This is a genomic window from Arcobacter ellisii (genome assembly GCF_003544915.1).
GTDB lineage: Bacteria > Campylobacterota > Campylobacteria > Campylobacterales > Arcobacteraceae > Aliarcobacter > Aliarcobacter ellisii.
In genome coordinates this window covers 1,759,384-1,784,049 of record NZ_CP032097.1, presented here as the reverse complement: position 1 = coordinate 1,784,049, position 24,666 = coordinate 1,759,384, and the positions used below count along the sequence as shown (strand labels likewise).

19 protein-coding genes are annotated in these 24,666 nt (G+C 28.0%); 11 read left to right on the top strand and 8 right to left on the bottom strand.

Going from position 1 to position 24,666, the window contains the following annotated elements:
* Positions 1 to 2: 2 nt before the first annotated feature.
* From AELL_RS09080 to def, 7 genes are all read right to left on the bottom strand, one after another.
* A complete protein-coding gene (locus AELL_RS09080; protein WP_118917639.1) occupies positions 3 to 2,129 on the bottom strand; it encodes an alpha/beta fold hydrolase in 2,127 nt (708 codons plus the stop codon).
* Positions 2,126 to 4,486, bottom strand: a complete 2,361-nt coding sequence (locus tag AELL_RS09075; protein ID WP_118917638.1) for an acyl-CoA dehydrogenase — start codon at positions 4,484 to 4,486, stop codon at positions 2,126 to 2,128. Before AELL_RS09075 ends, AELL_RS09080 begins: the two co-directional genes overlap by 4 nt.
* A complete protein-coding gene (locus AELL_RS09070; protein ID WP_118917637.1) occupies positions 4,474 to 6,579 on the bottom strand; it encodes a 3-hydroxyacyl-CoA dehydrogenase NAD-binding domain-containing protein in 2,106 nt (701 codons plus the stop codon). Before AELL_RS09070 ends, AELL_RS09075 begins: the two co-directional genes overlap by 13 nt.
* A 1-nt stretch (position 6,580) precedes the next feature.
* On the bottom strand, positions 6,581 to 7,855 hold the full coding sequence (locus AELL_RS09065) for a thiolase family protein (protein WP_118917636.1): 1,275 nt from the start codon (positions 7,853 to 7,855) through the stop codon (positions 6,581 to 6,583).
* A gap of 8 nt (positions 7,856 to 7,863) precedes the next feature.
* Positions 7,864 to 9,594 carry an AMP-dependent synthetase/ligase gene (locus AELL_RS09060; RefSeq protein ID WP_118917635.1) on the bottom strand — a complete coding sequence of 577 codons (1,731 nt, stop codon included), beginning with the start codon at positions 9,592 to 9,594 and terminating at the stop codon, positions 7,864 to 7,866.
* 151 nt (positions 9,595 to 9,745) lie between these two features.
* A complete protein-coding gene (locus AELL_RS09055; protein ID WP_118917634.1) occupies positions 9,746 to 9,925 on the bottom strand; it encodes a DUF6726 family protein in 180 nt (59 codons plus the stop codon).
* 38 nt (positions 9,926 to 9,963) lie between these two features.
* On the bottom strand, positions 9,964 to 10,491 hold the full coding sequence (gene def, locus AELL_RS09050; RefSeq protein WP_226805974.1) for a peptide deformylase: 528 nt from the start codon (positions 10,489 to 10,491) through the stop codon (positions 9,964 to 9,966).
* A gap of 125 nt (positions 10,492 to 10,616) precedes the next feature.
* Between def and AELL_RS09045 the strand changes: the two genes are divergently transcribed.
* Positions 10,617 to 11,612 (top strand): GGDEF domain-containing protein, encoded by a 996-nt coding sequence (locus tag AELL_RS09045; RefSeq protein ID WP_118917633.1) that lies wholly within the window; start codon positions 10,617 to 10,619, stop codon positions 11,610 to 11,612.
* On the opposite strand, the gene AELL_RS09040 is transcribed toward AELL_RS09045, so the two are convergent.
* Positions 11,602 to 12,042, bottom strand: coding sequence for a thioesterase domain-containing protein (locus AELL_RS09040; RefSeq protein WP_118917632.1), 441 nt, complete (start codon positions 12,040 to 12,042; stop codon positions 11,602 to 11,604). The genes AELL_RS09045 and AELL_RS09040 overlap by 11 nt on opposite strands.
* A gap of 309 nt (positions 12,043 to 12,351) precedes the next feature.
* Between AELL_RS09040 and AELL_RS09035 the strand changes: the two genes are divergently transcribed.
* From AELL_RS09035 to AELL_RS08990, 10 genes are all read left to right on the top strand, one after another.
* On the top strand, positions 12,352 to 14,928 hold the full coding sequence (locus AELL_RS09035; RefSeq protein ID WP_118917631.1) for a bifunctional aconitate hydratase 2/2-methylisocitrate dehydratase: 2,577 nt from the start codon (positions 12,352 to 12,354) through the stop codon (positions 14,926 to 14,928).
* A 114-nt stretch (positions 14,929 to 15,042) separates the two neighbouring features.
* Positions 15,043 to 15,615, top strand: coding sequence for a class I SAM-dependent methyltransferase (locus tag AELL_RS09030; RefSeq protein ID WP_118917630.1), 573 nt, complete (start codon positions 15,043 to 15,045; stop codon positions 15,613 to 15,615).
* Positions 15,616 to 15,704: 89 nt separating this feature from the next.
* Positions 15,705 to 16,298 (top strand): TetR/AcrR family transcriptional regulator, encoded by a 594-nt coding sequence (locus tag AELL_RS09025; protein ID WP_118917629.1) that lies wholly within the window; start codon positions 15,705 to 15,707, stop codon positions 16,296 to 16,298.
* On the top strand, positions 16,288 to 17,181 hold the full coding sequence (locus AELL_RS09020; RefSeq protein WP_226805973.1) for an NADH-quinone oxidoreductase subunit B family protein: 894 nt from the start codon (positions 16,288 to 16,290) through the stop codon (positions 17,179 to 17,181). Before AELL_RS09025 ends, AELL_RS09020 begins: the two co-directional genes overlap by 11 nt.
* A 2-nt stretch (positions 17,182 to 17,183) precedes the next feature.
* On the top strand, positions 17,184 to 18,539 hold the full coding sequence (locus AELL_RS09015; protein WP_118917628.1) for a nickel-dependent hydrogenase large subunit: 1,356 nt from the start codon (positions 17,184 to 17,186) through the stop codon (positions 18,537 to 18,539).
* A 255-nt stretch (positions 18,540 to 18,794) separates the two neighbouring features.
* Positions 18,795 to 20,030, top strand: a complete 1,236-nt coding sequence (locus tag AELL_RS09010) for a hydrogenase small subunit (protein WP_118917627.1) — start codon at positions 18,795 to 18,797, stop codon at positions 20,028 to 20,030.
* On the top strand, positions 20,030 to 21,772 hold the full coding sequence (locus AELL_RS09005; protein ID WP_118917626.1) for a nickel-dependent hydrogenase large subunit: 1,743 nt from the start codon (positions 20,030 to 20,032) through the stop codon (positions 21,770 to 21,772). Before AELL_RS09010 ends, AELL_RS09005 begins: the two co-directional genes overlap by 1 nt.
* A gap of 19 nt (positions 21,773 to 21,791) precedes the next feature.
* Positions 21,792 to 22,469, top strand: a complete 678-nt coding sequence (locus AELL_RS09000; protein ID WP_118918642.1) for a cytochrome b/b6 domain-containing protein — start codon at positions 21,792 to 21,794, stop codon at positions 22,467 to 22,469.
* An 85-nt stretch (positions 22,470 to 22,554) separates the two neighbouring features.
* Positions 22,555 to 23,145, top strand: a complete 591-nt coding sequence (locus tag AELL_RS08995; protein WP_118917625.1) for a HyaD/HybD family hydrogenase maturation endopeptidase — start codon at positions 22,555 to 22,557, stop codon at positions 23,143 to 23,145.
* Positions 23,129 to 24,661 (top strand): Kae1-like domain-containing protein, encoded by a 1,533-nt coding sequence (locus AELL_RS08990; protein ID WP_118917624.1) that lies wholly within the window; start codon positions 23,129 to 23,131, stop codon positions 24,659 to 24,661. The genes AELL_RS08995 and AELL_RS08990 overlap by 17 nt, the downstream gene beginning before the upstream one ends.
* The last annotated feature ends 5 nt before the right edge of the window (positions 24,662 to 24,666 follow it).

The following is a 24,666-nucleotide window of genomic DNA, read 5'->3' as shown; positions in this document are numbered from 1 at the left end:
TTTTATCCTTGTTTTATAAAATTTAAAATATAGGCAAATAATTCATTTCTATTTTTGTCTGTAACAATTACATGATTTTTTGCTTCAATCAAATGTAGAGTTTTATATCTTGATTGAATACTTTCGAAAATTTCATGGGCAGAACTTGGATTTACAACTGGGTCATCTTTTCCTTGAATTATCAAAATAGGTTTTTTTATTTTTGGTAAAATTTTTTTTATTTTATTCATTAATAAACTTAATTGTTCAATTGAATCAATATAGTGTTTATGGTAGTTTATATGGGGATTTTCAGGAAAATTATCAACATACTCTTTTGTATATTTATCTTCATGAAAAACCTTTACAATATCATTCCAAAATGAAATAGCAGGAAGTAAGGTTTTTATTCTCATATCATTTAGATGAAGAGCAGCATTTATACAAACTATACTTACAAACTCTTTATACTGTTTTTTTGTACTTAAAAGAGCCAGTAATCCACCTGTTGAAAAACCTATTATATAAACTTTTTTATATTGTAAAGAGGCTATTGTAATAGACCTTGAAACAGATTTATACCAATCTTGCCATGTTTTTGTTTTTAAATCTTCTGGAACTGTTCCATGACCTGCTAATCTTGGAGTTTGTACATTAAAATTGTTCTCATTTAAAAAAAGTGCTAATTCTTCCATCTCTTTTGGAGCTGAAGAAAAACCATGAATAGCAACTACACAACTAGAAGACTCTTTTTCTTCAAAATATTTACTTTTTCCAATATCTTTTGAAGCTAAATCTTTACTATTTTTAAATTTTTCGCAACTCTCTTCATATTCTTTATCCTCTTCATATTTAAGAATTTCAACAAGTTCTTTTATGTTTTCTTCTTCTTTGTTTGAAACAAGATTTTTTACAATATTGACACATTTTTCATGAACTAAAATTTCATTTAAAATTACTTTTAAAATATTTTTTATTCTGATTGTTTGATGGGTGAAATTATTTAAAAGATTTTTTTTATTGATAATATATTTATAACAATTAATATCATCAATTTGTAAAATTTTATCATTTATTGCAACTTCCAAAATATTGTAAAAAGCTTTGAATTTTTCATAAGAGATTAAATTTATTAAATCTTTATTTATATCATTATCATAAAAGATATTTTTTTCTTTTATTTTAAAAATTGTTATATAAATTAATCTTTTGAAATACTCTATTTCAATCTCTTTTTTTGGGAATAAAAAAAGAATCAAAACAAAAATATGGTCAAAATTTACAGTTAAAGATTCATAAATTTTATCCATAAAATTATGAGTAATTTCATATCTTAGTTTATTTATAATCTCTTCTTTTGGTAGATTTTTTTTGTAAAGTTTTTCTAAAATATTTTTTGTTGAAATTGGTTCTAAAATTCTAATAGTAATTTTTGAGTTTAATACGATGTTACTCTCTATTTCTATCTCTTCTTTGAAATGATTTCCCATATCTTCTAAAAGTTTATTGGTCATATCAACTAAAAAGTTTTTCCCATTTCTAATATTTGAATAACTGATATTTATTGGAACAATCATTGTTTCATTTTTATTAATATCAGTGCATTTATTTATAAAATACTCTTTGCTAAACTCTTCATAATTTTCAAGCTCTTTATCAAAATATTTTTGTCTAAAAAATTGAGAAAGTAGAGCAAAAACAGCAGCTCCTGTATGAACTCTTTGACAAGTTCCATCAATTTTTACACAAAAATTTTTGTCAATTTTTGAGATATCTTTTGATTTTACCATTATTCCTTCTGGAAAAATCATCCAATCTTTACATGAAGTTATTAAATCTCCAATAATATGTTCATTTCTATTTGGAGCACTTGTTTTTAATGCTCCAAGATTTTCTAAAAAATCTCCAAAAAAACTTTTAAACAAAGAATCAGCAGCAATAACTCCTACTTTTTTATTTGTAATATTGTATAAAGTATAAGGAACAAGCATTGCTTCTGTTCTTGTAAAATGATTTGCAACAAACATTTTTGGATTGTTTTTTGGGATATTTTCTATCCCAATTACTTCAATATTTGCATCTAAAATTTTTTGAAGTAAACTTAAAACATAACCATTTGTATTTATTAACAAATCATTTTTATCTATCATCTTAAAGCCTTATATTCCTTTGCATCAAATGAATCAACACTGATTATTTCTTGTTTTAAAGCATGAGCTTCAAGCATTTTTTCTATCTCTTCTTTCGATAAAAGATTTTTTTCTAAAAGTTCTTTTGTCATATTCTCTGGACTATCTTTTTTAATAGTTTCATTTTTAATTGCATCTTTTAAAATTTTAAATGAATTTTCACACTCTTTATTTAATTTTACAGCAAGTTGCAGTTTTGCTAATCTATCATTTTCATCTTTTGAGATAAACAAAGATGAAGTTAATTTTTGTAAATAATCTTGATTTGATAGATTTTTTACAATTTTTGCATTTAGTTTATCTTTTGCTTTAATTGAAAAAGGATTTATTTTTACTATTGGAAGTAAATAATCTAAATATCCAATATTTGTGATTATCTCTTCCCTTGCTATTTGAATTTCATTAAAACAATAGTTACAAATATAATCAACTAAAAGTTCATCTTCTTCATTTGGATTAACTTCAAATTCTCTCAAAGTCGCAGTTATCAAATAACAATTTGATAAAATATCTCCAAATCTTGCACTTATATTTTCTCTTTTTTTCAAAGATGGTCCTAAAATTCCTAAAGCAACATTTGTCAAAAGTGTAAATTCAGCACTAACCCAAGAGAGTTTTTGTTTATATCTTTGGAAATTTCCTTTTTGACAAGAGATTTGTCCTCTTGTAAGATAATATGCCAATGACTTACAAAATGCACTATATACCAAACCTACATGAGAAAAAAATACTTTATCAAAGGCTTCTACATTATTGCTATTTAAAGCCTCTATTTGTTTATAAATATATGGATGAGATTTGATTAATCCTTGACCAAATTGCATTAGATTTCTTGTTAAAATATTTGCACCTTCAACTGTTATTGAAATAGGTAAGGCAAAATAAGCGTGAGCTAAAAGGTTGTTTTCTCCTCTAATAATTGCACTTCCTCCTAAAACATCCATTGAGTCATTTATAACAGTTCTGAATTTTTCAGTTGCATGATATTTCATAATTGAGTTTATAACACCTGGTTTTACCCCATCATCAATAGCATCTAAAGTGTAGTTTCTTGAAGCATTTAACATATACGTAAAGGCTGCAATTTTTGCAATTTTTTCTTCTATCCCTTCAAAATGATTGATACTAAGTCCAAATTGTTCTCTAAGTTGAGAGTATGAAGCTACAACATTTAAAGCTAATTTACTTCCACCAAGACTAACACTTGGCAACGAAATTCCACGTCCTATAGATAAAGATTCAACAAGCATTTGCCAACCTTTTCCAATACCAGAAGTTTCACCTATGATATTTTCCATATTTATGATTACATCTTTTCCATAAAGTGGAGAGTTTACAAATGGAATTCCAAGTGGGTCATGTCTTTTTGAGTTATTTATACCTTCTAGTTTTGAATCAAAAACAGCAAAAGTAATACCTAAATCTTCATTCTCTCCAAGTAAATGTTCAGGGTCTTTCAAAACAAAAGCAAGACCAATTAAAGTTGCTACATTTCCTAAAGTTATATATCTTTTTTCAAAGTTTAATCTGATTTTTATTTCACCATTTTCATCTTTAAAAATCACACCATTTGAAGTAATAGAAGTAGCATCACTTCCGGCATTTGGTTCTGTTAAACCAAAACAAGGTACAAGTTTTCCATTTGCTAAATCTTTTAGATATTTCTCTTTTTGATTTATTGTTCCATGTTTTAGTATTAACTCAGCAGGTCCAAGTGAATTTGGCACCATAATTGTAATTGCTAAAACTTGTGACCTTGAAACTAATTTTTCTATTACTTTAGAGTGAGCAGTGGCAGAAAATCCAAGTCCTTCATACTCTTTTGGAATAATCATTCCAAAGAATTTTTTCTCTTTTATAAATTGCCAAACTTGTGGGCTTAAATCTCTATTTTGAAAAATCTCCCAATCTGTTGTCATATTACAAAGTTCATTTACTTCATTGTCCAAAAAGTTTTGTTCTTCTTGTGTTAAAGTAGTAACTTTTTGTGCATTTATAGCTTTAAAATTTACTTCTGCTTTAAAAAAATCAGCTTCAACCCAGTTTGTTCCAGCTTGAAGTGCTGCTTGTTCTGTTTGTGATATTTTTGGCAATAAACCATTTTTATTTATAAAATTTACAAGCTTTGAACTTATTAGTTTTATTCTAACTGATGGTGATAAAAAAACAAAAGCTAAAAGGGCAAAAATAACCCAAAATAGTGTTCCTACTTCAAAAAATATAACACTATAAAGTCCAACAGCTATAAAATAACTATAAAGTGGAAAGGAAAAAAATCCAAAACCTAAAACAATCAATAATAAAACTAATGCTTCCATAAACTCTCTCCTGTTTCAAAATCTTCATACTCTTCAACTAATTTAACTAAAAGATTTGAAGGTTTAAATCTCTCTCCATACTCTTTTTCAAATTTTCTTAAAGATTCTAAGATATTTTTTAGTCCAATTTCATTTGCATAACTTAATAATCCACCTTTATGTGCAGGGAAACCAGTTCCTGTAATCATTGCAAAATCGATAATTGAAGCATCAGTTACAATATTTTCTTCTAAACATCTACTAGCTTCATTTATCATAATATAAAGGCATCTTTCAAGAATCTCTTTTTCTTCAAAAATTCTACTATTGTTTTCTAGCATAGACGTAACATGAACGTTTGAATATTTATCTTTTGATTCATATTCATAAAAACCAGCTTTTGTTTTTACACCTAAAAGATTTTTTTCATACATTTTTTCTATGATTGAAGAAATAGGCATTCTACTTCCATAGGCTTCATTTAAAATTGTTGCAACTTTATATCCTATATCAATTCCAACTGTATCAGCTAAAGTAAATGGACCCATTGGCATTCCAAAATCTTTCATTATTGAATCAATTCTTTCAATTTTTGAACCCTCTTCAAGTATAAAAGCAGCTTCATTTAAGTATGGAAGTAAAATTCTATTTACTATAAATCCAGCACAATCTTTTACAACAATAGGTGTTTTCCCACAACTAATTAGCATTTCACAAACTTTGTTTATAGTCTCTTTTGAAGTATGTTTTGTAGGGATTATTTCAACAAGTGGCATTAAATTTACAGGATTAAAAAAGTGAACACCTAAGAAGTTTTCTTTATTTTTTATTTCACTTCCTAATTTTTCTATTGAAATTGACGAAGTATTTGTGGCAATAATTGTATTTTCATTTATAATTTTTTCTAGTTCTTTATAAGTCTCTTTTTTTGTTTTTTCATCTTCAATAATTGCTTCAATTATAAAATCAAAATTTCTAAATCCTACAAATTTATCAGTATAAGAGATTTTATTTAGTTTAAAATCGACTTGATTTTTTGTCATACTTCTTGATTTTATAGAGTAATCATAAATCTTTGCTACATCTTTTAAAATCTCGTGAGCTTGGCTTAAATCTCTTAGTTTGATTCTTACATCTTTTAGATATTTTGAGAATAGATAAATAATTCCTTTTCCCATAACTCCATTTCCAAAAACAACAGCATTTGAAATAGGATTTGAAGTTTTTTCATAGTTTTTATTTAGTTTCTCAAATAAGAAAAAGAGTTTTATCATATTTTTTGACTCTTTTGTAACAGCCAATTTTGAGAACTCTTTTGCTTCAATTTTTATTGAATCTTCTAACTCTTTATTTATAGTTGCTTTTATAACCTCAAGGGCAATATAAGGAGCTTTGAAATCTTGATTTACTTTCGCTTCTAAATTTTTATAAGCTTTTCTAAATATAAACTCATTAAATGGTGCATAATTTAAAAGATTAAAAGAGACTTTTTTTTCAAAAGTTCCATAAATAGCTTTTTTTACAAAATCTTCTAACATAAACTCTTTTTGTGCATCATCAAAAATTGTATCAGCAAGATTTATTTTATAAGCTTTTTTTGCATCAATTGTTTTTCCACTTAGAATTAAATCTAAAGCGTTTATTAAACCTATGATTTTAGGAGCTCTAATTGTTCCCGCAAATCCTGGGAAAATTCCTAATTTTACCTCTGGAAAGGCTATTTTTGTTTTTGGATTTGTAGTAATTATTCTATATTTACAAGCAAGGGCAAGTTCAAGTCCACCACCCATACAAGCACCATTTATATAAGCAATCGTAGGAATTTGTAAGTTTTCAAGTTTATTAAAAATTTCATGAACTTCCATCAAAGCTTCATAAACCTCTTTTTCATCTTTTAGTTTTTCAATCTCTTTTATATCAGCACCAGCTATAAAAATATCTTTTTTAGCACTATCAATTACTAAAGCTTTTATTGAAGAGTCTTCTTTTATTTGATTTAATTTTTCATCAAACTCTTTTAAGATTTCAAATGATAATTTATTTACCTTTTCATCTTTTAAATCAAAAACTAAAGTTGCAACATTTTGTTTGATTTCTAAATTTATATTACTCATTTTATATCTCCAATAAAAAAGATGCACCTTGTCCACCACCAATACATAGTGTTGCAAGTGCTAATTTATCGTCTCTTCTTCTTAATTCTTTTAACGCTGTTAAAACAATTCTAGCTCCACTCATCCCAACTGGATGTCCAAGGGCAATTGCTCCTCCATTTACATTTAAAATCTCTTCATTTATTTCTCCAAGAGCATTAGAATTGAAGGTTTTTTTACAAAAATCATTTGAAGCAAAAGCTTTTTGATTTGCTATTATTTGTGCTGCAAAGGCTTCATTCATCTCGATTAAATCTATATCTTTTAAAGAAACAGAAGTTTTATCAAATAGTTTTTTTGTAGCATAAACTGGACCTAATCCCATTCTATGTGCGTCAAGTCCTGCATAAGCATAATCTTTTATAAATCCAAGTGGTTCAAGATTTAACTCTTTTGCCTTTGATTCACTACAAACTATCAAACTACAAGCCCCATCTGAAACTTGAGAAGAGTTTCCTGCTGTTACAGTTCCACTTAATTTATCAAATATTGGGTTTAATTTTTCAAGTGCTTGGATATTTTGATTAAACCTAATTCCATCATCACTTGATAAAGAGGAGTTTTTTGTCATAATTGGATGAATTTCATCTTTAAATATTCCACTTTCAGTTGCTTTTTGAGCCTTTTGGTGAGATTTTAAAGCATATTCATCTTGGGCAGCTCTGCTTATTTTAAACTCATTTGCTAAGTTTTCAGCAGTTATTCCCATGATTTTTCCTGAAATTGGGTCTGTTAATCCTGAAAGTAAACCAATTGTAGGTTTTAAAAAACTAGGTCTAAATGAACTTAATAATTTTAATTTTTCAATAATAGATTTTGAATAGGAAAATTTTGTTATCAGATTTCTTAATTCATCGCTGTATAGTAGGGGAATATTACTCATAGATTCCATTCCACCAACTAAATATAAACTTCCTTGGTTTGAATGGATTTTTTCAATAGCACTTGAAATAGCTTGCATTCCTGAAGCACAATTTCTATGAACAGTATATGCAGGTGTATTTTGAGGAAAACCAGTTTTTATTGCCATAACTCTTGCGATATTTGCAGCATTTGCAGGTTGGGCAACATTTCCCATAATCACTTCATCAAACTCTTCATAATTAAGGTTATTTCTAAGAATTAACTCTTTTGAAATAATCGCTCCTAAATTATCAGCAGTAACATCATTTAGTTTTCCATTTGCTTTTGCTATTGGACTTCTAAGTCCATCTATTATGGCTATTCTTTCTTTCATTTTTGCTCCTAATACATACTATTTATAAGGTTTGCGTATTTTTGTTCTATCTTATTTCTTGCTATTTTTAAAGAGGGAGTTAACTCTCCTGTTTCAATAGAAATATCATTTGTAATAATTCTATAATCAACCACTCTTTCCCATTGATTCAAGCTTTTATTTAGTTTTTTTATGTAATTTGAAATATCTTCAATAATATCACTTCTTTTATAATACTCTTCTATTGTTAAGTTATTATTTACTTTTTTAGCAAGATTATATTTCTCTTTATCCACAAAAAGTAGGGCAGTTGTATATTTTCTATTTTGTGCAATAATAACTGCAAACTCTATATATCTATTTTTAGAGAGTTGATGTTCAATATCTATTGCATTTACATACTCTCCTGTTGAAGTTTTAAATATCTCTTTTACTCTACTTGTTATGTATAAATATCCCTCTTCATCCAAAAAAGCAACATCTCCTGTGTGTAACCAACCATCTTTATCAATAGTTTTTGCTGTTAATTCCTCTTGATTTAAGTAACCTTTCATAAGTGAAGGACCACTTACAAGTAACTCTTTATTTTCACCAATTTTTACTTTTGCACTTGGAATTACTTTCCCACAAGAACCAACTTTGTTTGCATTTGGGTAATTTGTTGAAATAACTGGTGAAAACTCTGTTAAACCATATCCTTGATAAACGGGAACTCCAATATTTACAAAAAATATTGCTATCTCTTTTGATAAAGGAGCCCCACCACTTACAAGTTTTTCAACCCTAGAACCAAATATTTCTCTAAATTTTGAATAAACCAATTTGTCATAAATCTTAAATAAAAAAGAACTTTTATCCAAGTTCTCTTTTAGGGCATAAGAAAATGCCAAAGAAGCGATGATTTTACTAAAAAAAGGTTTTTCTAAAATTTGAGTTTTTATTTTGTTAAATATCTTTTCAAGAAGTCTTGGAACAACTGTCATAATCGTTGGTTTTACAACTTTCATAAGATTTGCTACATTTAAAATATCATCTACAAAATAGATACTAATTCCACGACTTAGATAATAACTCATAACAGTTCGTTCAAAAATATGTGCTAAAGGAAGAAGAGAAAGTGCAACTTGACTTTGTGGTAAATCTATTAGTTTATTTATATCTTGAAGTTGTGAAACTATATTTTTATGTGTAAGCATAACTCCTTTTGGAGTTCCTGTATTTCCACTTGTATAGATAATAGAAAAGATTTCCTCTTCTTCTGCTTTGTGAGGAATAAATCCTTTTGAATCACAAATTTGTTGACCAATAACTAAAATCTCATCATAATTATAAAAATTTGGCTCTTTTATACAAAAGTTATGAGTAATAAAAGTTAGATGGGAGTTTTTTTCTTCTATATCTTTTAGTCTTTCTTGGGAGTCTATAAACATATATTTCATAGCTGAATCATTTATTTCAAAGTTAAGATTTTCAGTAGAAATATTTGCAAAAATAGGAACACTAATAGCTCCAACTTCATGAATAGCAAAATCAAAAATAAGCCAAAAAGGAGAAGATTTAGCAAAAATCCCAACCGTATCACCTTTTTGAATTCCCATATCCTTTAGTGCAAGACTTAGGCAAATAACTTTGTTTTTAAAGGTAGTTGTTGAAATGTTTTTGTAAGTTCCATTTGAAAGATAGTTTAAAAAATATTCATTATCTAAATTACAAATATGAGTGAAAAGCTCATTGTATGTTTTAAAGTTATAGTTTTCCACTGTATATCCTTTTTTCAAATATACAGTTTATTCTATAATGTTTATTATAATAATAGCTTAAAAAATAATTTTTTGAGAAGAATTATAACTCAATTGAGTTATTTTTTAACTAATAAAAACAGAAAACTTTAAAGTTTTTCTGTAATTATCTCTAAAAAGGAATAGCCGTATCTATTGCATCACCAACATCTGTAACAGAACCACCAATAGGGTCAGGTGTAACAACTTCTAACACAGCTCCTGATACTCTAAAAGGTAATGCTAAAGCATCACCAACTATACATCCATTAAATGTTAGAGCTATAATTATTCCAACAATATATTTAACCATAAACTATCCTATTCAAATTTTGTGAAATTGTAGCAAAATTATATTGTTTTAAAATAAACTTCTTCACTAATAATATCTTTATTTGTTTCAACTCTATCAATATAAACAAACCCTATTAAATGGTCATATTCGTGTTGAAAAATTCTTGCTATAAAATCTTTGAAAACAATAGTTTTTTTCTCATTTTCTAAAGTTTTGTATTTTACTTCTATTTTATTATATCTTGGAACTTTTGCTCTAATTCCTGGAATACTTAAACATCCTTCCCAATCTTTATTTTTACCTTTTGAAGTTTTTATGATTTTTGGATTTATTAAAACTAAATCTTTCATTATTGGGGCATTTGGATATCTACTATTTGGTTTTGAAGAGATAATCATAATTTGTTTAGAAATAGAAATTTGAGGAGCAGCAAGACCAACACCATTTGATTTTTTAAGGGTTTCAAGCATAAGTGAAACTATCTTTTTTGTCTCTTCACTTTTTACATCTTTTACTTTTTTAGCTTTTTTTCTTAAAACTTTTTCACCCAATTTTGCAATTTTTGTTTCAGTTATAATTGACATTTTTTTACCTTTATATTAAAAAAATAATATTTTATTAAATCTTATTTAATTAGATATATTATATATTACGCAACAATAGAAATTAGTGAAATTAAAATAATTTTCTAATATTTCAAAGGAAAAAGATGGATGAAATTGTAAATTATGAAACATTAGCTATTAAAACAGCAATTTTAGAAAAGGAAGTAAAATTTAATGACTCTTTTTTAAAAAAATTGTTTGATATTATTCCTAGCCCAATGTTTTATAAAGATAAAAATGGAGTTTATCAACACTGTAATGATGCTTTTTCAAAACTAATTCTTGGTATTTCTAAAGAAGAGATAATAGGAAAAACACTTTATGATTTAACTCATGTTATTCCCAAAGAGAATGCAGATATCTATTATGAAAAAGATAGAGAACTTTTTTTAGTACAAAAAGACCAATTTTATGAGGGAAAAGTAAAATGTGCAGATGGGAAAACAAGAGAGTATCAATTTTATAAATCATCATTTGTTCTTGATGGTGAAATAATAGGATTAGTTGGGTTAATGCTTGATGTAAGTGATTATAAAAAAGCTTTACGAGAACTTGATGAAAAAAACAGATTATTAAGTGAAATATCAATTACAGATTCTTTAACAGGTTTGTATAATAGACGATATTTTCAAGATATTTTAGAAGAAAAAGTTAATTCTTCGATTCGATATAATCATTCATTTTGTTTTGCAATAATCGATATAGATTTTTTCAAAGATTATAATGACTCTTTTGGACATTATAAAGGTGATTTAGTTTTAGAACAATTAGGAAAAGTTTTCAAAGAGAGTTTTTTAAGAACTACTGATTATGTTTTTAGAATAGGTGGAGAAGAATTTGCAATACTATTTGATGTTATTGATTTTAATGATGCAATTTTAATAATGGAAAATTTGAGAAAAAAAGTTGAAGATTTAAAAATAAAAGCTTCTTCAAATTCATCATATGAATATTTAACAATTTCTGTAGGTTTAGGAAATATAAAAGAGTTAAAAAAAGATGTAAATCCATCTATTCTTTACCATGAAGTGGACAAACTTTTATATAAATCAAAAAATGAAAATAGAAACAAAGTTACCGTAGCGGATATTATATTTTAATTACATAATATCCTATAAAATCTACACATACTTCATCATCTTCAATTATTTGTGATTTTATTTTTATTGAAGCACTTTTTTTTGTAAGAAGTTTATCTTTTAATATTTCTAATTCTTCTTTTGAAGGTTTTGTTGTAAAACAAACAATATCTTTAGTTACTGGTTTTTTATAAGAGTGTTCATTTTTTATAACAACAATATTATTACTAGTAAAACCTAATTCTTTTGAAATTAAGTAGCAAATACTCCAAGCAGAAATAATTGTCATTGTTGCTAAACTTCCTCCAAAAGCAGTTCCTTTATCATTTATATTTACATCAAGTGGGGCAGTTGTAATTAACTTATTTTCATTATAATCTAAAATTTTTAAGTTCATATATTTAGTTAATGGTATCTCTTTATGTAGCTTTTGTTCAAGTTCTTTTATCATTTTTTTATTATTTTCCTAGCTTAATCTGATGATAAAAATATACAAAAAAACAATTGAACAAATAATAAAAACAATGTACAATTTTTGTACATAAGAATAGAGGGTATAATTTAAACTTATTTTAATAAAAAAGCTTAAAAAGATGATTTTTAGAATATTTAAAATTAATTTAAAATAAATATAAAGATTTAGTGTAACTTTTGTTTACATAAATAAAAACTTGTACAATTCTTTCCAAAAATTGTACATACTTATTTTTTTCTTTGTGATATAATATATCAACTTTCTAAAATCAAGAGGAGATAATATATGAGTTTATTAGCAAACTATAAAGCACATTCACAAGAGAGACTTAATGAAGGTGGATTACCTGCATTACCTTTAACTGCTGAGCAAGTTGCTGAATTAGTAGAATTATTAAAAGCTAATCCAGTTGTTGAAGCTGAATATGCATTAGATTTATTCAAAAATAAAATCAATCCAGGTGTTGATGATGCTGCTTATGTAAAAGCTGCATTTTTAAATGATATTGTTCAAGGAAATGTTTCTTGTTCAGTTATTTCTAAAACTGATGCAATTGAAATTTTAGGAACAATGATGGGTGGATATAATGTACCACCATTAGTTGAAGCTTTAAAAATCCCAGAAGTTGCAGGTGCTGCTGCTGAGCAATTAAAAAATACTATCTTAGTTTATAATTCATTCAATGATGTAAAAGCTTTAATGGATGCTGGAAATGCAAAAGCTAAAGAAGTTATTGAGTCTTGGGCAAATGCTGAGTGGTTTACAAATAAACCAGCTTTAGAAGAAGAAATTACATTAACTGTATATAAAATTCCTGGTGAAACAAATACAGATGATTTATCTCCTGCAACTGTTGCATTTACAAGAGCAGATATTCCATTACACGCAACTGCAATGTTACAATCAAGAATGGAAAAACCATTAGAAATGATGGCTTCTTTAAAAGAAAAAGGTCACCCTTTAGCATACGTTGGTGATGTTGTTGGAACTGGTTCATCAAGAAAATCAGGAATCAACTCTGTTCAATGGCATATGGGAAGAGATATTCCAGGTGTTCCTAATAAAAGAACAGGTGGAGTTGTAATTGGTTCTATTATTGCACCAATTTTCTTCAATACAGCAGAAGATTCAGGATGTTTACCAATTCAAGCAAATGTTGATGCATTAGAAACTGGTGATGTTATCACTGTTAAACCATATGCAGGACAAATTTTAAAAGGTGGTTCAGTAGTTTCTGAATTTACTTTAGCTCCAAATACATTAACAGATGAAATGAGAGCAGGTGGAAGAATTCCTTTAATTATTGGAAAAGGTTTAACTGCAAAAGCTAGAGAAGCTTTAGGATTAGGTGCATCAACTGCATTTATTGCTGCTGAGCAACCAGCTAACAATGGTAAAGGTTATACTCAAGCACAAAAAATGGTTGGAAAAGCTTGTGGTGTTGAAGGTGTTAAACCAGGTATGTATGTTGAGCCAATCGCTACAACTGTTGGATCACAAGATACAACTGGACCAATGACTAGAGATGAGATTAAAGAACTTGCAGCATTATCTTTTGGTGCTGATATGGTTATGCAATCATTCTGTCACACAGCTGCTTATCCAAAACCAGCAGACATTAAATTAAGACACACTTTACCAGATTTCATCAACTCAAGAGGTGGAGTTACACTTAAGCCAGGTGACGGTGTTATTCACTCATGGTTAAATAGATTATGTTTACCAGATACAGTAGGAACTGGTGGAGATTCTCATACAAGATTCCCAATTGGTATTTCATTCCCAGCTGGATCAGGTCTTATCGCATTCGCAGGTGTTACAGGTATGATGCCTTTAACTATGCCAGAATCTGTATTAGTTAAATTCTCTGGAAAAATGCAACCAGGAATTACTTTAAGAGATTTAGTAAATGCAATTCCATATTATGCAATTAAACAAGGATTATTAACTGTTCCTAAGAAAAATAAAAAGAACATTTTTGCTGGAACAATTGTTGAAATTCAAGGTTTACCAGATTTAAAAGTTGAGCAAGCATTCGAATTATCAGATGCATCTGCAGAAAGATCAGCTGCTGCTTGTTCTGTTCAATTAAATAAAGAACCAATTATTGAATATTTATCTTCAAACATTGCTTTAATTGAAAAAATGATTGAAGAAGGTTACGAAGACGCTAAAACTTTACAAAGAAGAGCTGACAAAATGAAAGAGTGGATTAAAAACCCTCAATTATTAGAGCCAGATGCAGATGCTGAGTATTTAGCTACAATCGAAATTAACTTAGATGAAATTAAAGAGCCAATCTTAGCTTGTCCAAACGATCCAGATGATGTTGCTACTTTATCTGAAATCTTAGCTGATGAGTCAAGACCAAAAAATATTGATGAAGTATTCGTAGGTTCTTGTATGACTAATATCGGTCTATTCAGAGCTTTAGGAGAAGTATTAAAAGGTGAAGGTGTTGCTAAAGCAAAACTATGGGTTGCACCTCCTACAAAAATGGACGAAGCTCAATTAACTGAAGAGGGATACTATGCTGCATTTGCTGCTGCAGGGGCAAGAATTGAGATTCCAGGTTGTTCATTATGTATGGGTAACCAAGCTCAAGTAAGCGAAGGTTCAACAGTATTCTCTACATCTACAAGAAACTTCGATAACAGATTAGGTAAAAACTCTAAAGTTTATTTAGGTTCTGCTGAAGTTGCTGCTGTTGCTGCATTATTAGGAAGATTACCATCTGTTGAAGAATATATGGAAATCGTTTCTAAAAAAATTAATGAATCAAACAAAGATGGTGTTTATAAATACTTAAACTTCCACCAAGTTTCTTCAGACTATTTAACTACATTAGTATCTTCAAGATAATTTTAAAGCTTAGGAATTTTCCTAAGCTTTTTTTATCTCTTCTCTTTTTTTAATCTTTTCATTTTAATTTTCAATTTGCTATTATTACTTTTAAAATAAATAAAAAGATTTAATATGGCACTAAATGATAAAATAAAATGGGATAAAAAATATCAAGAAACGGCTTCATTAACTGAGGATAGAAATCCAAGTGAAAAATTAATCAAAATTGTTGAAAAAACCAAAGGTAAAAAAGCTTTAGATGTAGCAAGTGGAGTTGGAAGAAATTCAATATATCTTGCAAAATTAGGTTTTGATGTTCTTGCTTTAGATATTTCAAAAGTTGCTCTTGAAGTATTAAATAGTAAAGGATTTTCAAATATTAGTTGTGAACTTGTAGATTTAGATGAGTATGAAATAGCCAAAAATAGTTATGATTTAATTGTTATGACAAATTTTTTAGATAGAAACATAATTCCAAAACTTTCAAATGCACTAAAAACTGATGGAATACTTTTTATTGAAACTTATATGGAAGATGAAATAAATGAAAAACCATCATCTAATCCAGACTTTTTATTAAAAAAAGAGGAACTTAAAACTTTTTTTGATGATAGTTTTAAATTATTAGATTATGAAGAATTTTTAAATGAAGAGTGTGAAATCTACAGAATGAAAAAACAATTTATAGCAGTTCAAAAACTCTAATTGAAGCTATAAAGAAAATATTTTATAAAATTCATATTTTATTAACTAAAAATGTATTATCATAGAGAAATTTTTTTTAAGGAAAAAACATTTCAGCGTCAAAAGAAAACAAAAAAAATAATATCATAGAAAATGCTTTAAAACTTTTCTCTCAAAAAGGTTTTTATAATACTACAATTCCAGACATTGCAAAAGCAATGAAAATGAGTGTTGGAAATATGTATAATTATTTTGCTTCAAAAGAGGAATTGGCTAAATTTGCAATAAAATATTCAACAAATATTTTAGCTGATGAATTAAGAGAAGTTAATAATATGGATATTTCTTCAAAAGAGAAAATATATCTATTTGTAAAAAAATATTTAGAAAATGTTCAAAAATCTCCTGAAATCATTGAGTATTTTTTAAGAGTTTATCTATCAAACAGAGAAGTTTTTAAACAAGGTTGTGAAGGCTTTTTATGTGTTGGAGAGTTTGTAACAGAAGTTATGATTTTACTTGATGATGGTGCACAAAAAAAAGAGTTTAGAGAACAAGAATTTTTCCCTGCATTTGGTATGATTATGGGATGTTTAGGTGGATTTGCATTTTTAAGTGGAGAGAATGTACTTGATAAAGATTTATTAAGTTATTCAGATGCTGTTGCTGATAATATTTATCGAGCATTAAAGTATGATGTGTGAGTCTAAACCAACAGTTGTATGGTTTCAAGCAATAACTTGTAATGGAAATACGCACTCTTTATTGAGTGCAAATTCAAATAGGTTTGAATTATTCTTAAATAATTTCGATTTTATTTATCATCCAAGTTTAACAATTAACAAAACACTTGAAGATATTTTAGAGAATGAAGAAAAAATAGACTTTTTACTAATTGAAGGGTCAATTTCTTCAAATCAATATATATTTTCACTAACAAATAATTCTACAAAAACTTTATTAGAAAAATTAGCTTTAAAATCAAAATATATTATCTGTGTTGGTTCATGTGCCTCTTTTGGTGGAATTCATGCAAAATTTACTCAACATAATGATATCTCAAGTGTAAAAAAATCTTTAAAAAAATCAATTTTAGATAATTTAGAACATCAAATTATAAATCTTTCTGGTTGTCCTGTTCATCCTGAGTGGATATTTCAAACACTATTTATTTTAAAAAATTATGGAAAAATCTCTTTAGATGAACAAGGACGTCCAAAAGAACTTTATAGTTCTTTAACTCATCATGGTTGTACAAGAAATGAGTATTTTGAATGGAAAGTTGAAGGTGAATTTGGACAAAAAGAGGGATGCCTGTTTTATAATCAAGGATGTCGTGGTCCTATGACACATAGTTCATGTAATAAAATTCTTTGGAATGAAATTAGTTCAAAAACAAGAGTAGGAATGCCTTGTATTGGTTGTACAGAAGCTGATTTCCCAAGAACAGATTTACTTGAAACGAAAAAAAATATGGGAATACCACAAGATGTTCCTTTTGGAATTTCAAAAAGAGCTTATCTAACTATAAGTGGAGTTGCAAAAACTTTTAAAATAGATAGATTACATAAAAAATTAATGGAATAAAAGTGAAGACAGTAGATATAGTAGAAAGAATTGAAGGTGAAGCAAAACTTAACTGTTTTTGGAATAATGGAATTATTAGTGATGCAAGAATTGATTTTCTAAATTTTAGAGGATTTGAATATATTTTAGAAGGAAAATCACCTTTAGATGCATTGATTTATACTCCAAGAATTTGTGGAATTTGTGGACAAGCTCACTTAAAAGCTACCGTTGATGCTTTAGAAAATGTATATGAAAACATAAATGAAAAACTTGAAATTTCAGAAAAAGCTAAACTTTTAAGACAAATTGGTTTAAATATAGAGATTATTGATTCCCATATAAAATGGTTTTATTTATTTATTATGCCTGATATTATTAAACTTGACAAAAATGATTTAGGTATTTATGAACCTTTAAAAGGAAAAAGATGGCTTGAAGCTTGTAAAACTGCTAGTGAAACAATAAAAGCTTTAGCTGTAATTGGAGGGCAATGGCCACATAGTTCTTATATGCTTCCTGGTGGAGTTATGAGTGACCCAACTTTAATGGATTTAGTAACTATGCAAAATTATTTACAAACTGCTTTAAATTTCTTTGAAAAAGAGATTTCAGGTCTATCTTTAGAAAACTATTTGGCATTTGATAGTTTTAGTGATATAGAAAAACTTCAAAAAGATATGAGGTATTTTAAAGAGTTATCTTTTAAATATGAGCTGCATAATTTTGGAAAATCATATAATAGATTTATAACTTTAGGCGAATCAAATCTATTTAAAAATGGGAAAATAAAAATAAAATTGGTAAATAAAATTGATTTATCAAAAATAAATGAAAATGAAGAGTTTACTTTTTTATTGAATCAAGAAAATAATAGTGATAAAAAACATACTTGGAGTAAATCAGTATCTTATAATGATAATTTTTATGAAACAGGTCCTTTATCAAGAGCAATTATCTCAAATAGAAAATTTATAAAAGAGATACATAAAAATCTATCTGATAGTGTATTTACAAGAGTGATGGCAAGAATGGATGAACTTGCATTTTTAATTGATGATACAAAATCATTGATTTCAAAAGTAAATATTTCTGAAGAATCATATATTAAACCCAAAATTTCATTACTTGATATTGAAAAAGCAAATGGAAAATCTGCAATTGAAGCAACAAGAGGTTCTTTATATCATAATGTGAAGATAGAAAAAGGAAAAATAAAATCTTATGATGTAATAACTCCTACAGTTTGGAACTTAGGTCCTCAAAATAAAAAACAAAAAGGGATTGCAGAAAATGCAATAATTGGAGCACCATCAATTGATATTGCGAAAATTATTTTGAGAAGTTTTGACGTCTGTTCTGTTTGTACAACACATTAGTGAACGTTCATTCAAAAATAGTGTATATTAGTAACAGAGTTAAAAAAAACTGAATTAATATCTCACTTATGTAAAATAGGAACAGAAAAAACAAAGAAATACCATAAAATCAAAGATAATAACTTCAAATATTCTTACAAAAATCAAATTGTTATTTTAATGCTACTCTTTAGTAATCTTTATTAAGTAAGACCTAAGTTTCTTATTGTTACTTTACATTAAAGTAAATGAATATTCATTTTAAGGAGCAAAACTATGATTGATTCAACACAGATGGTAAAAAAATTTTTTACCCAAAAGTCAGGGCGAGTTGAAACAAATAAAGGTGAAGTTTATTATAACTCTTTATTTGAGAAAACTAAACAAAGATTAAAAGATTTAAGAGCTCAAGAACCTCTTAAAGATATTGATATGATGGATATAATTGAGAGTGAAGGAATAAATAGAAGAGATTTTATGAAGTGGGTTAGTGCAACAACAGCTACACTTATGCTTCCTCCTATGTTTGCTCCACTTGTTGCAGAAGCAACAGAACTTATGAATAGAGTTCCAGTTATTTGGATAGAGTTACAAGATTGTGCAGGAAACTCAGAAGCACTTTTAAGAAGTAGTGCTCCTACAGTTGATGATTTGTTATTTGATGTTTTAAGTTTAGAGTTCCACGAAACACTTCAAGCGGCAGCTGGATTTGATGCTGATAAACAACTTGAAGATGCTGTTCATCATTTCAAAGGTAAATATTTATTATTTGTTGAGGGTGCTATTCCTATGGCTATGAATGGTCAGTATGGAACTATTGGTGCTATGGGTGAAACTTTCCATGACCACCTTGTAAGAATGGCAAAAGATGCAGCAGCTGTTGTAGCTGTTGGTACTTGTGCTACATTTGGTGGAATCCCTGCTGCTGCACCTAATCCAACTGGTGCTGTTGGTGTTATGGATATAGTAAAAGGTAAACCAATTATTAATATTCCTGCATGTCCTGCAAATCCAGCTAATATGGTTGGAGTTATTTTACATTATGTATTAACTGGTCAAGTTCCTGAGCTTGATTCACTTTTAAGACCTAAATTTGCATTTGGTTATAGAATTCACGATAACTGTGAAAGAAGAGCTCATTTTGATGCTGGTGAATTTGTTGAAGAGTGGGGAGATGAAGGAGCTAAAAACAACTGGTGTTTATATAAAGTTGGTTGTAAAGGTCCTATGACATTTAATAACTGCTCAATCATTAGATATAACGAAGGTACAAACTGGCCTATTGGAGTTGGAAGAGGATGTATTGGATGTTCTGAGCCAGATTTCTGGGATAAATATGCTTATGAAAGACCAATGGCAACTGCAAAAATAAAAGCTCCAACTGGTGGAGTTGAAAAAACAGTTGATGAGTTTGGACTTGGATTATTAACAGCAACGGCTGTTGGTATTGGAGTTCATGCTGTTGCATCTGTAGTTGCTGGGAAAAAATCAAATGAAGGAGAAGAAAAATAATGGCACAAAAACATTTAGTAATTGACCCAATTACAAGGATAGAAGGACATCTTAGAATTGAAGCAATCATTGATGAAAACAATGTTGTTACAGATGCTTACTCTTCTTCAACTATGTTTAGGGGAATTGAGGAGATTTTAAAAGGAAGAGACCCAAGAGATTGTGGACTTTTAGCTATGAGAATTTGTGGAGTTTGTACAGGAACTCACTATCAAAGAAGTATTGAAGCTGTTGAACATGCTTTTAATATCACAATTCCAAAAAATGCAAGACTTGTTAGAAATCTAATCCAAGGTGCATTATATGTACATGACCATATTGTTCACTTCTATCATTTACACGCTCTTGACTGGGTTGATATAACAGAAGCTTTAAAAGCTGACCCAAAAGCAACAGTTTTAGAGGCTCAAAAATGGGCAAAAGTTTCAGGTCAAAGACCATGGAATGCAAATGAAGATGTGTATGCAGCTGTTCAAGAAAGAGTTACAAAATATGTAAAACAAGGAAGACTTGGAATTTTTGGAAATGCATATTGGGGTTCAAAAGGGTTTAAACTAACTCCTGAGCAAAACTTAATCGGACTTTCTCACTATTTAGATGCACTTGAATTACAAAGAGATTTAGCAAAAATGATGGCTATTTTTGGTGGTAAAAATCCACATCCACAATCTTTTGTTGTTGGTGGAGTAACTTGTGTTCAAGATATTAAAAATCCTGCAAGAATTGCAGAATTTAAACAAATCTTAAAAAGAGGTCAAAAGTTCACTAAAGAAGCATATTTACCAGATGTTTATATGGCTGGAACTATGTATGCGGATGAAGCTTTAGAAGGAATTGGTGGTGGTTTAGGAAACTATATGTCTTATGGTGACTTTAGATTAGATGACTTACCATTTTATGAGTCTTCAAAACTTTTCCCATCAGGAATTGTAAAAAATAGAGATTTAACAAAAGTTTTTGAAATTGACCAAACAAAAATTACAGAAGACGTAACTCATGCTTGGTATGAGGGAAATACAAATCTGCATCCATTTGATGGAGTTACAAAACCAAACTATACAGGATTTGGTAAAAAAGAGAATAATGTAGCTTATTTAGATACAACTAAAAAATACTCTTGGATTAAATCTCCACTTTATGATGATGAAAGAATGGAAGTTGGACCATTAGCAAGAATGATAGTTGGAGTTGCAAAGGGTGATGAAAGAATTTCTAAATATGTAACAACATTCTTAAAAAATGGAAATTTACCAACAAAAGTTTTATTCTCAACAGTTGGAAGAACAGCAGCGCGTGCTATTGAAACAGAACTTATGTGTGATGTTATGATGGAATGGGTTGATGAGTTAGCTTCAAATGTTGCACATGGTGATTTATCAACTTGGACAGAATTTAATTTTGATTCTGTTTCAAAAGATTGTCAAGGTTTTGGAATGGCAGAAGCTCCAAGAGGTGGGTTAGGTCACTGGATTAAAATTAAAGATGGAAAAGTAGTAAATTATCAAGCTGTTGTTCCATCAACTTGGAATGCAGCTCCAAGAGATTATAAAGGAAGAATGGGGGCTTATGAAGCATCACTTGTTGGTACAAAAGTAGCAAATCCAGACCAACCACTTGAAATCTTAAGAACTGTTCATAGTTTTGACCCTTGTATTGCTTGTGCTGTGCATATTATTGATACTAACGGTAAAGAGTTAGGAGTTTATAAAGTAGATCCAATCGGAGGAACTAGCCGTGCCTAAAATTAAAGAGGTTAAAAGAATGACAGGAACTATGAGAATCATACATTGGCTTAATGCTATATGTATGGTAGTTGCTGTTATAACCGGTTTATATATAGGTCATCCATATTATCAAACATTTATAGCTGATCCAGCAGTGGATAAGTATGTAATGGCTTGGAATAGATGGGGACATTTTATTGTTGCAATTATATTTGATGTAACTGCTATTTTAATTGGTTATTTATATTTCTTTTCAAGATTTGAAAAACCATATAAAAAATTGATTCCAACAGGAAAAAATATAAAAGAGTTTTTTGAAGTATTTTTAAATCTAATTACTTTTAATAGAAGAAAGAAATTTGATTCAAGCCATAGTGATAGTTATAATATTGTATTTTTTACAATATTCCATTTATTACTTGTATTTATGTTATTTACTGGACTTCAATTATATGTTCATGGATTAGCATCAGGACATAGTTCTATTGGAGCTTGGTGGCCAGCAATGCTTCATATTGCAACAGACTGGACATTAGATGTTTTTGGTGGAAATATGGGAGTTAGAATGGCTCATCATACATCAATGTATTTAATTTTAGTTTGGGTTATGTGTCATATTTATTACCAAATTTGGCGAACAATTTTCTGGAAAGAGGGTGATATCGCTATTGTTATTGGTGGAAGTAAATTCGTAAGAGAAAAAGAAGAGAAATAAGGCTAAGCTTCAAAGCTTAGTCTTATTAACTTTTTTATAAGTTTAATTACTAAATTTATAAAAGAGTTATAAAGGGTGTAATTTTATGAAAAAAAATATTGTTGTTGGTGTTGGAAATATGCTTTTCAAAGATGAAGGCATAGGAATTTATGCAAGTGAATATATTAAACAAAATTATGAGTTTGATGATAAAACTTTAGAGATTATTGATGGTGGAACATTAGGTTTTAAACTAATGGCATATTTTCAAGAGTATGACAATGTTATTATTTTAGATACAGTTTCTATTGAGGATACTGTTGGAGGTATTTATAGACTTCCAAGTGATGTTCTTTTAGGGCTTGGAAATTATAGAAAAACAGCTCACGAAGTTGAAATTGTAGAGATGTTAGAGATAGTTTCAGTTTTAGATTCTCATGCAAATGTGACAATTATTGGAATAATTCCAAAAGATATTGAAAGTGTTGAAATAGGTCTTACAAAAGAGATGGAAGATAAATTTGAAGAGTTTATTTTAAATGGAATTAAAGAGATAGAATCTTTAGGAATAAAAGCTACAAGAGTAAATAATATAAAAATTAGTGATGTTGTAAAAAGTATGATAGGAAGTTATAATGGAGAACATTTAACTAGAATCCCAAATGAGGAAGATTTCACACATGCAATTAATCTATAAAATAGAATTTAATACAACAAATTTATATTTTAAATATATTATAAACTCTTTAATAAAAGAGGCAAATGTAAATGCTGTTTGCAAACAATACAAAGGTTTTATATTAATTATTTTAGAAGAAACAGCTCAAAATATAGAGAGTTTTTTTGCTCTTTTAGAACAAAAACTTCCTGTTTCTATTTTTATTGGAAACTCTTATGTAGTTGAAAGTTATGATGAGAGTTTAGAAGAGTTGGAAGATTTTGAAATAAAACAAAATCTTCATTTACTTACAAATGATGAAATTAAAAAAATTATAGAAGAGAATAATATTGACTTTTTAAATGATATTGTAAAAATTTCAAAGGGAGAAATCTCAAGATTTGAAACTCATAATGGTTTAAAAGATTACTTTTTACCAAATAAAAGCATAAGAGAAGATTTTGAAAAAAGAGGTTTTGAAGTTAAACTTCTTATTACTGATGTGTCAAAATTAGATGAGCTTTTTGATTTGAATATGAAAGATTTTCAACTTTTATGTTCAATAGAACGTCCACTTGTAAAACTTAAATTTAAAGCCCTTAAAAATATAAATAAAGAGTTTAGTTCAACAAACTTTATTTATGCAAAAATTCCTGATGATAAAGAAGTAGTTTTATTTGCAAGAGCTTTAAAAGAGAATAATATAAACTATATTTTATATGTAAATGATGAAGTTTATCAAGATGGATTAAAAGTTACATATACAAAAGACCAAAATATTATAATCTCAGGAGATAAAGGTTTATTTCCAAAATATGATTTTATAGCAAGACAAAAATTCAATAGTTCAAAAGAGTATTTTGACGCAAATGGTGGAGTTTATAAAGCAATTCTAGCTCAAACTGCAAAAAGATTAATTCCAACTATTGGAGTATATTTTTCTTTAAATTCAAAAAATAGTTCTATTTCAATAAATATACCAACAAAAGGAATAAAACAGATTATTGAAATACCAAATATTCATAATAGTATTAAAAATTGTTTTGAAGAAATAGCTGATATTGATGAACATTGTGCAAGATTAATTACTAATTTTTCTAAAAAATTTCCAAAAGTATTAGAAAAAGATGTTCCTGCAAATGCTAATGGTTTTGAATCAATTATAAATTTATGTGCAATAGTTTTAGGAGTAAATGGTTCAAAAGAGTTTGAAGATACAGCTTTATATTCAAGTTTATCAAGTGGTATTCAAATAGATATGAAACTTATAAGTTTTAATGGAACAAATTATTTAGATTATAGAAAAATAGTACAATCTATTATGGCTTATAAAATGGCTGATGTAGATAATATTACTTTGATTTACTCATTTTATGAGAGTTTGAGTGAATTTATTAGTAATTATGTAAATGAAATAGCAAAAGAGATAAAAGCAAATGATGTTGTTTTATGTGGAAATATGTTTGCAAATACTATTTTACTTTCAAAAACTACAAAAGCTCTAAGTAAAACTTACAATCTTATCCTTCCAAAAGAGTATCCTTTAGATTATTAATAATA

Coding starts and splice junctions, on each gene's coding strand:
- AELL_RS08995 (WP_118917625.1), top strand. CDS start 22,555: ATGAAAAAAAATATTGTTGTTGGTGTTGGAAATATGCTTTTCAAAGAT.
- AELL_RS08990 (WP_118917624.1), top strand. CDS start 23,129: ATGCAATTAATCTATAAAATAGAATTTAATACAACAAATTTATATTTT.
- AELL_RS09000 (WP_118918642.1), top strand. CDS start 21,792: ATGACAGGAACTATGAGAATCATACATTGGCTTAATGCTATATGTATG.
- AELL_RS09010 (WP_118917627.1), top strand. CDS start 18,795: ATGATTGATTCAACACAGATGGTAAAAAAATTTTTTACCCAAAAGTCA.
- AELL_RS09070 (WP_118917637.1), bottom strand. CDS start 6,579: ATGAGTAATATAAATTTAGAAATCAAACAAAATGTTGCAACTTTAGTT.
- AELL_RS09055 (WP_118917634.1), bottom strand. CDS start 9,925: ATGGTTAAATATATTGTTGGAATAATTATAGCTCTAACATTTAATGGA.
- AELL_RS09080 (WP_118917639.1), bottom strand. CDS start 2,129: ATGATAGATAAAAATGATTTGTTAATAAATACAAATGGTTATGTTTTA.
- def (WP_226805974.1), bottom strand. CDS start 10,491: ATGTCAATTATAACTGAAACAAAAATTGCAAAATTGGGTGAAAAAGTT.
- AELL_RS09045 (WP_118917633.1), top strand. CDS start 10,617: ATGGATGAAATTGTAAATTATGAAACATTAGCTATTAAAACAGCAATT.
- AELL_RS09035 (WP_118917631.1), top strand. CDS start 12,352: ATGAGTTTATTAGCAAACTATAAAGCACATTCACAAGAGAGACTTAAT.
- AELL_RS09065 (WP_118917636.1), bottom strand. CDS start 7,855: ATGAAAGAAAGAATAGCCATAATAGATGGACTTAGAAGTCCAATAGCA.
- AELL_RS09030 (WP_118917630.1), top strand. CDS start 15,043: ATGGCACTAAATGATAAAATAAAATGGGATAAAAAATATCAAGAAACG.
- AELL_RS09020 (WP_226805973.1), top strand. CDS start 16,288: ATGATGTGTGAGTCTAAACCAACAGTTGTATGGTTTCAAGCAATAACT.
- AELL_RS09075 (WP_118917638.1), bottom strand. CDS start 4,486: ATGGAAGCATTAGTTTTATTATTGATTGTTTTAGGTTTTGGATTTTTT.
- AELL_RS09040 (WP_118917632.1), bottom strand. CDS start 12,042: ATGATAAAAGAACTTGAACAAAAGCTACATAAAGAGATACCATTAACT.
- AELL_RS09005 (WP_118917626.1), top strand. CDS start 20,030: ATGGCACAAAAACATTTAGTAATTGACCCAATTACAAGGATAGAAGGA.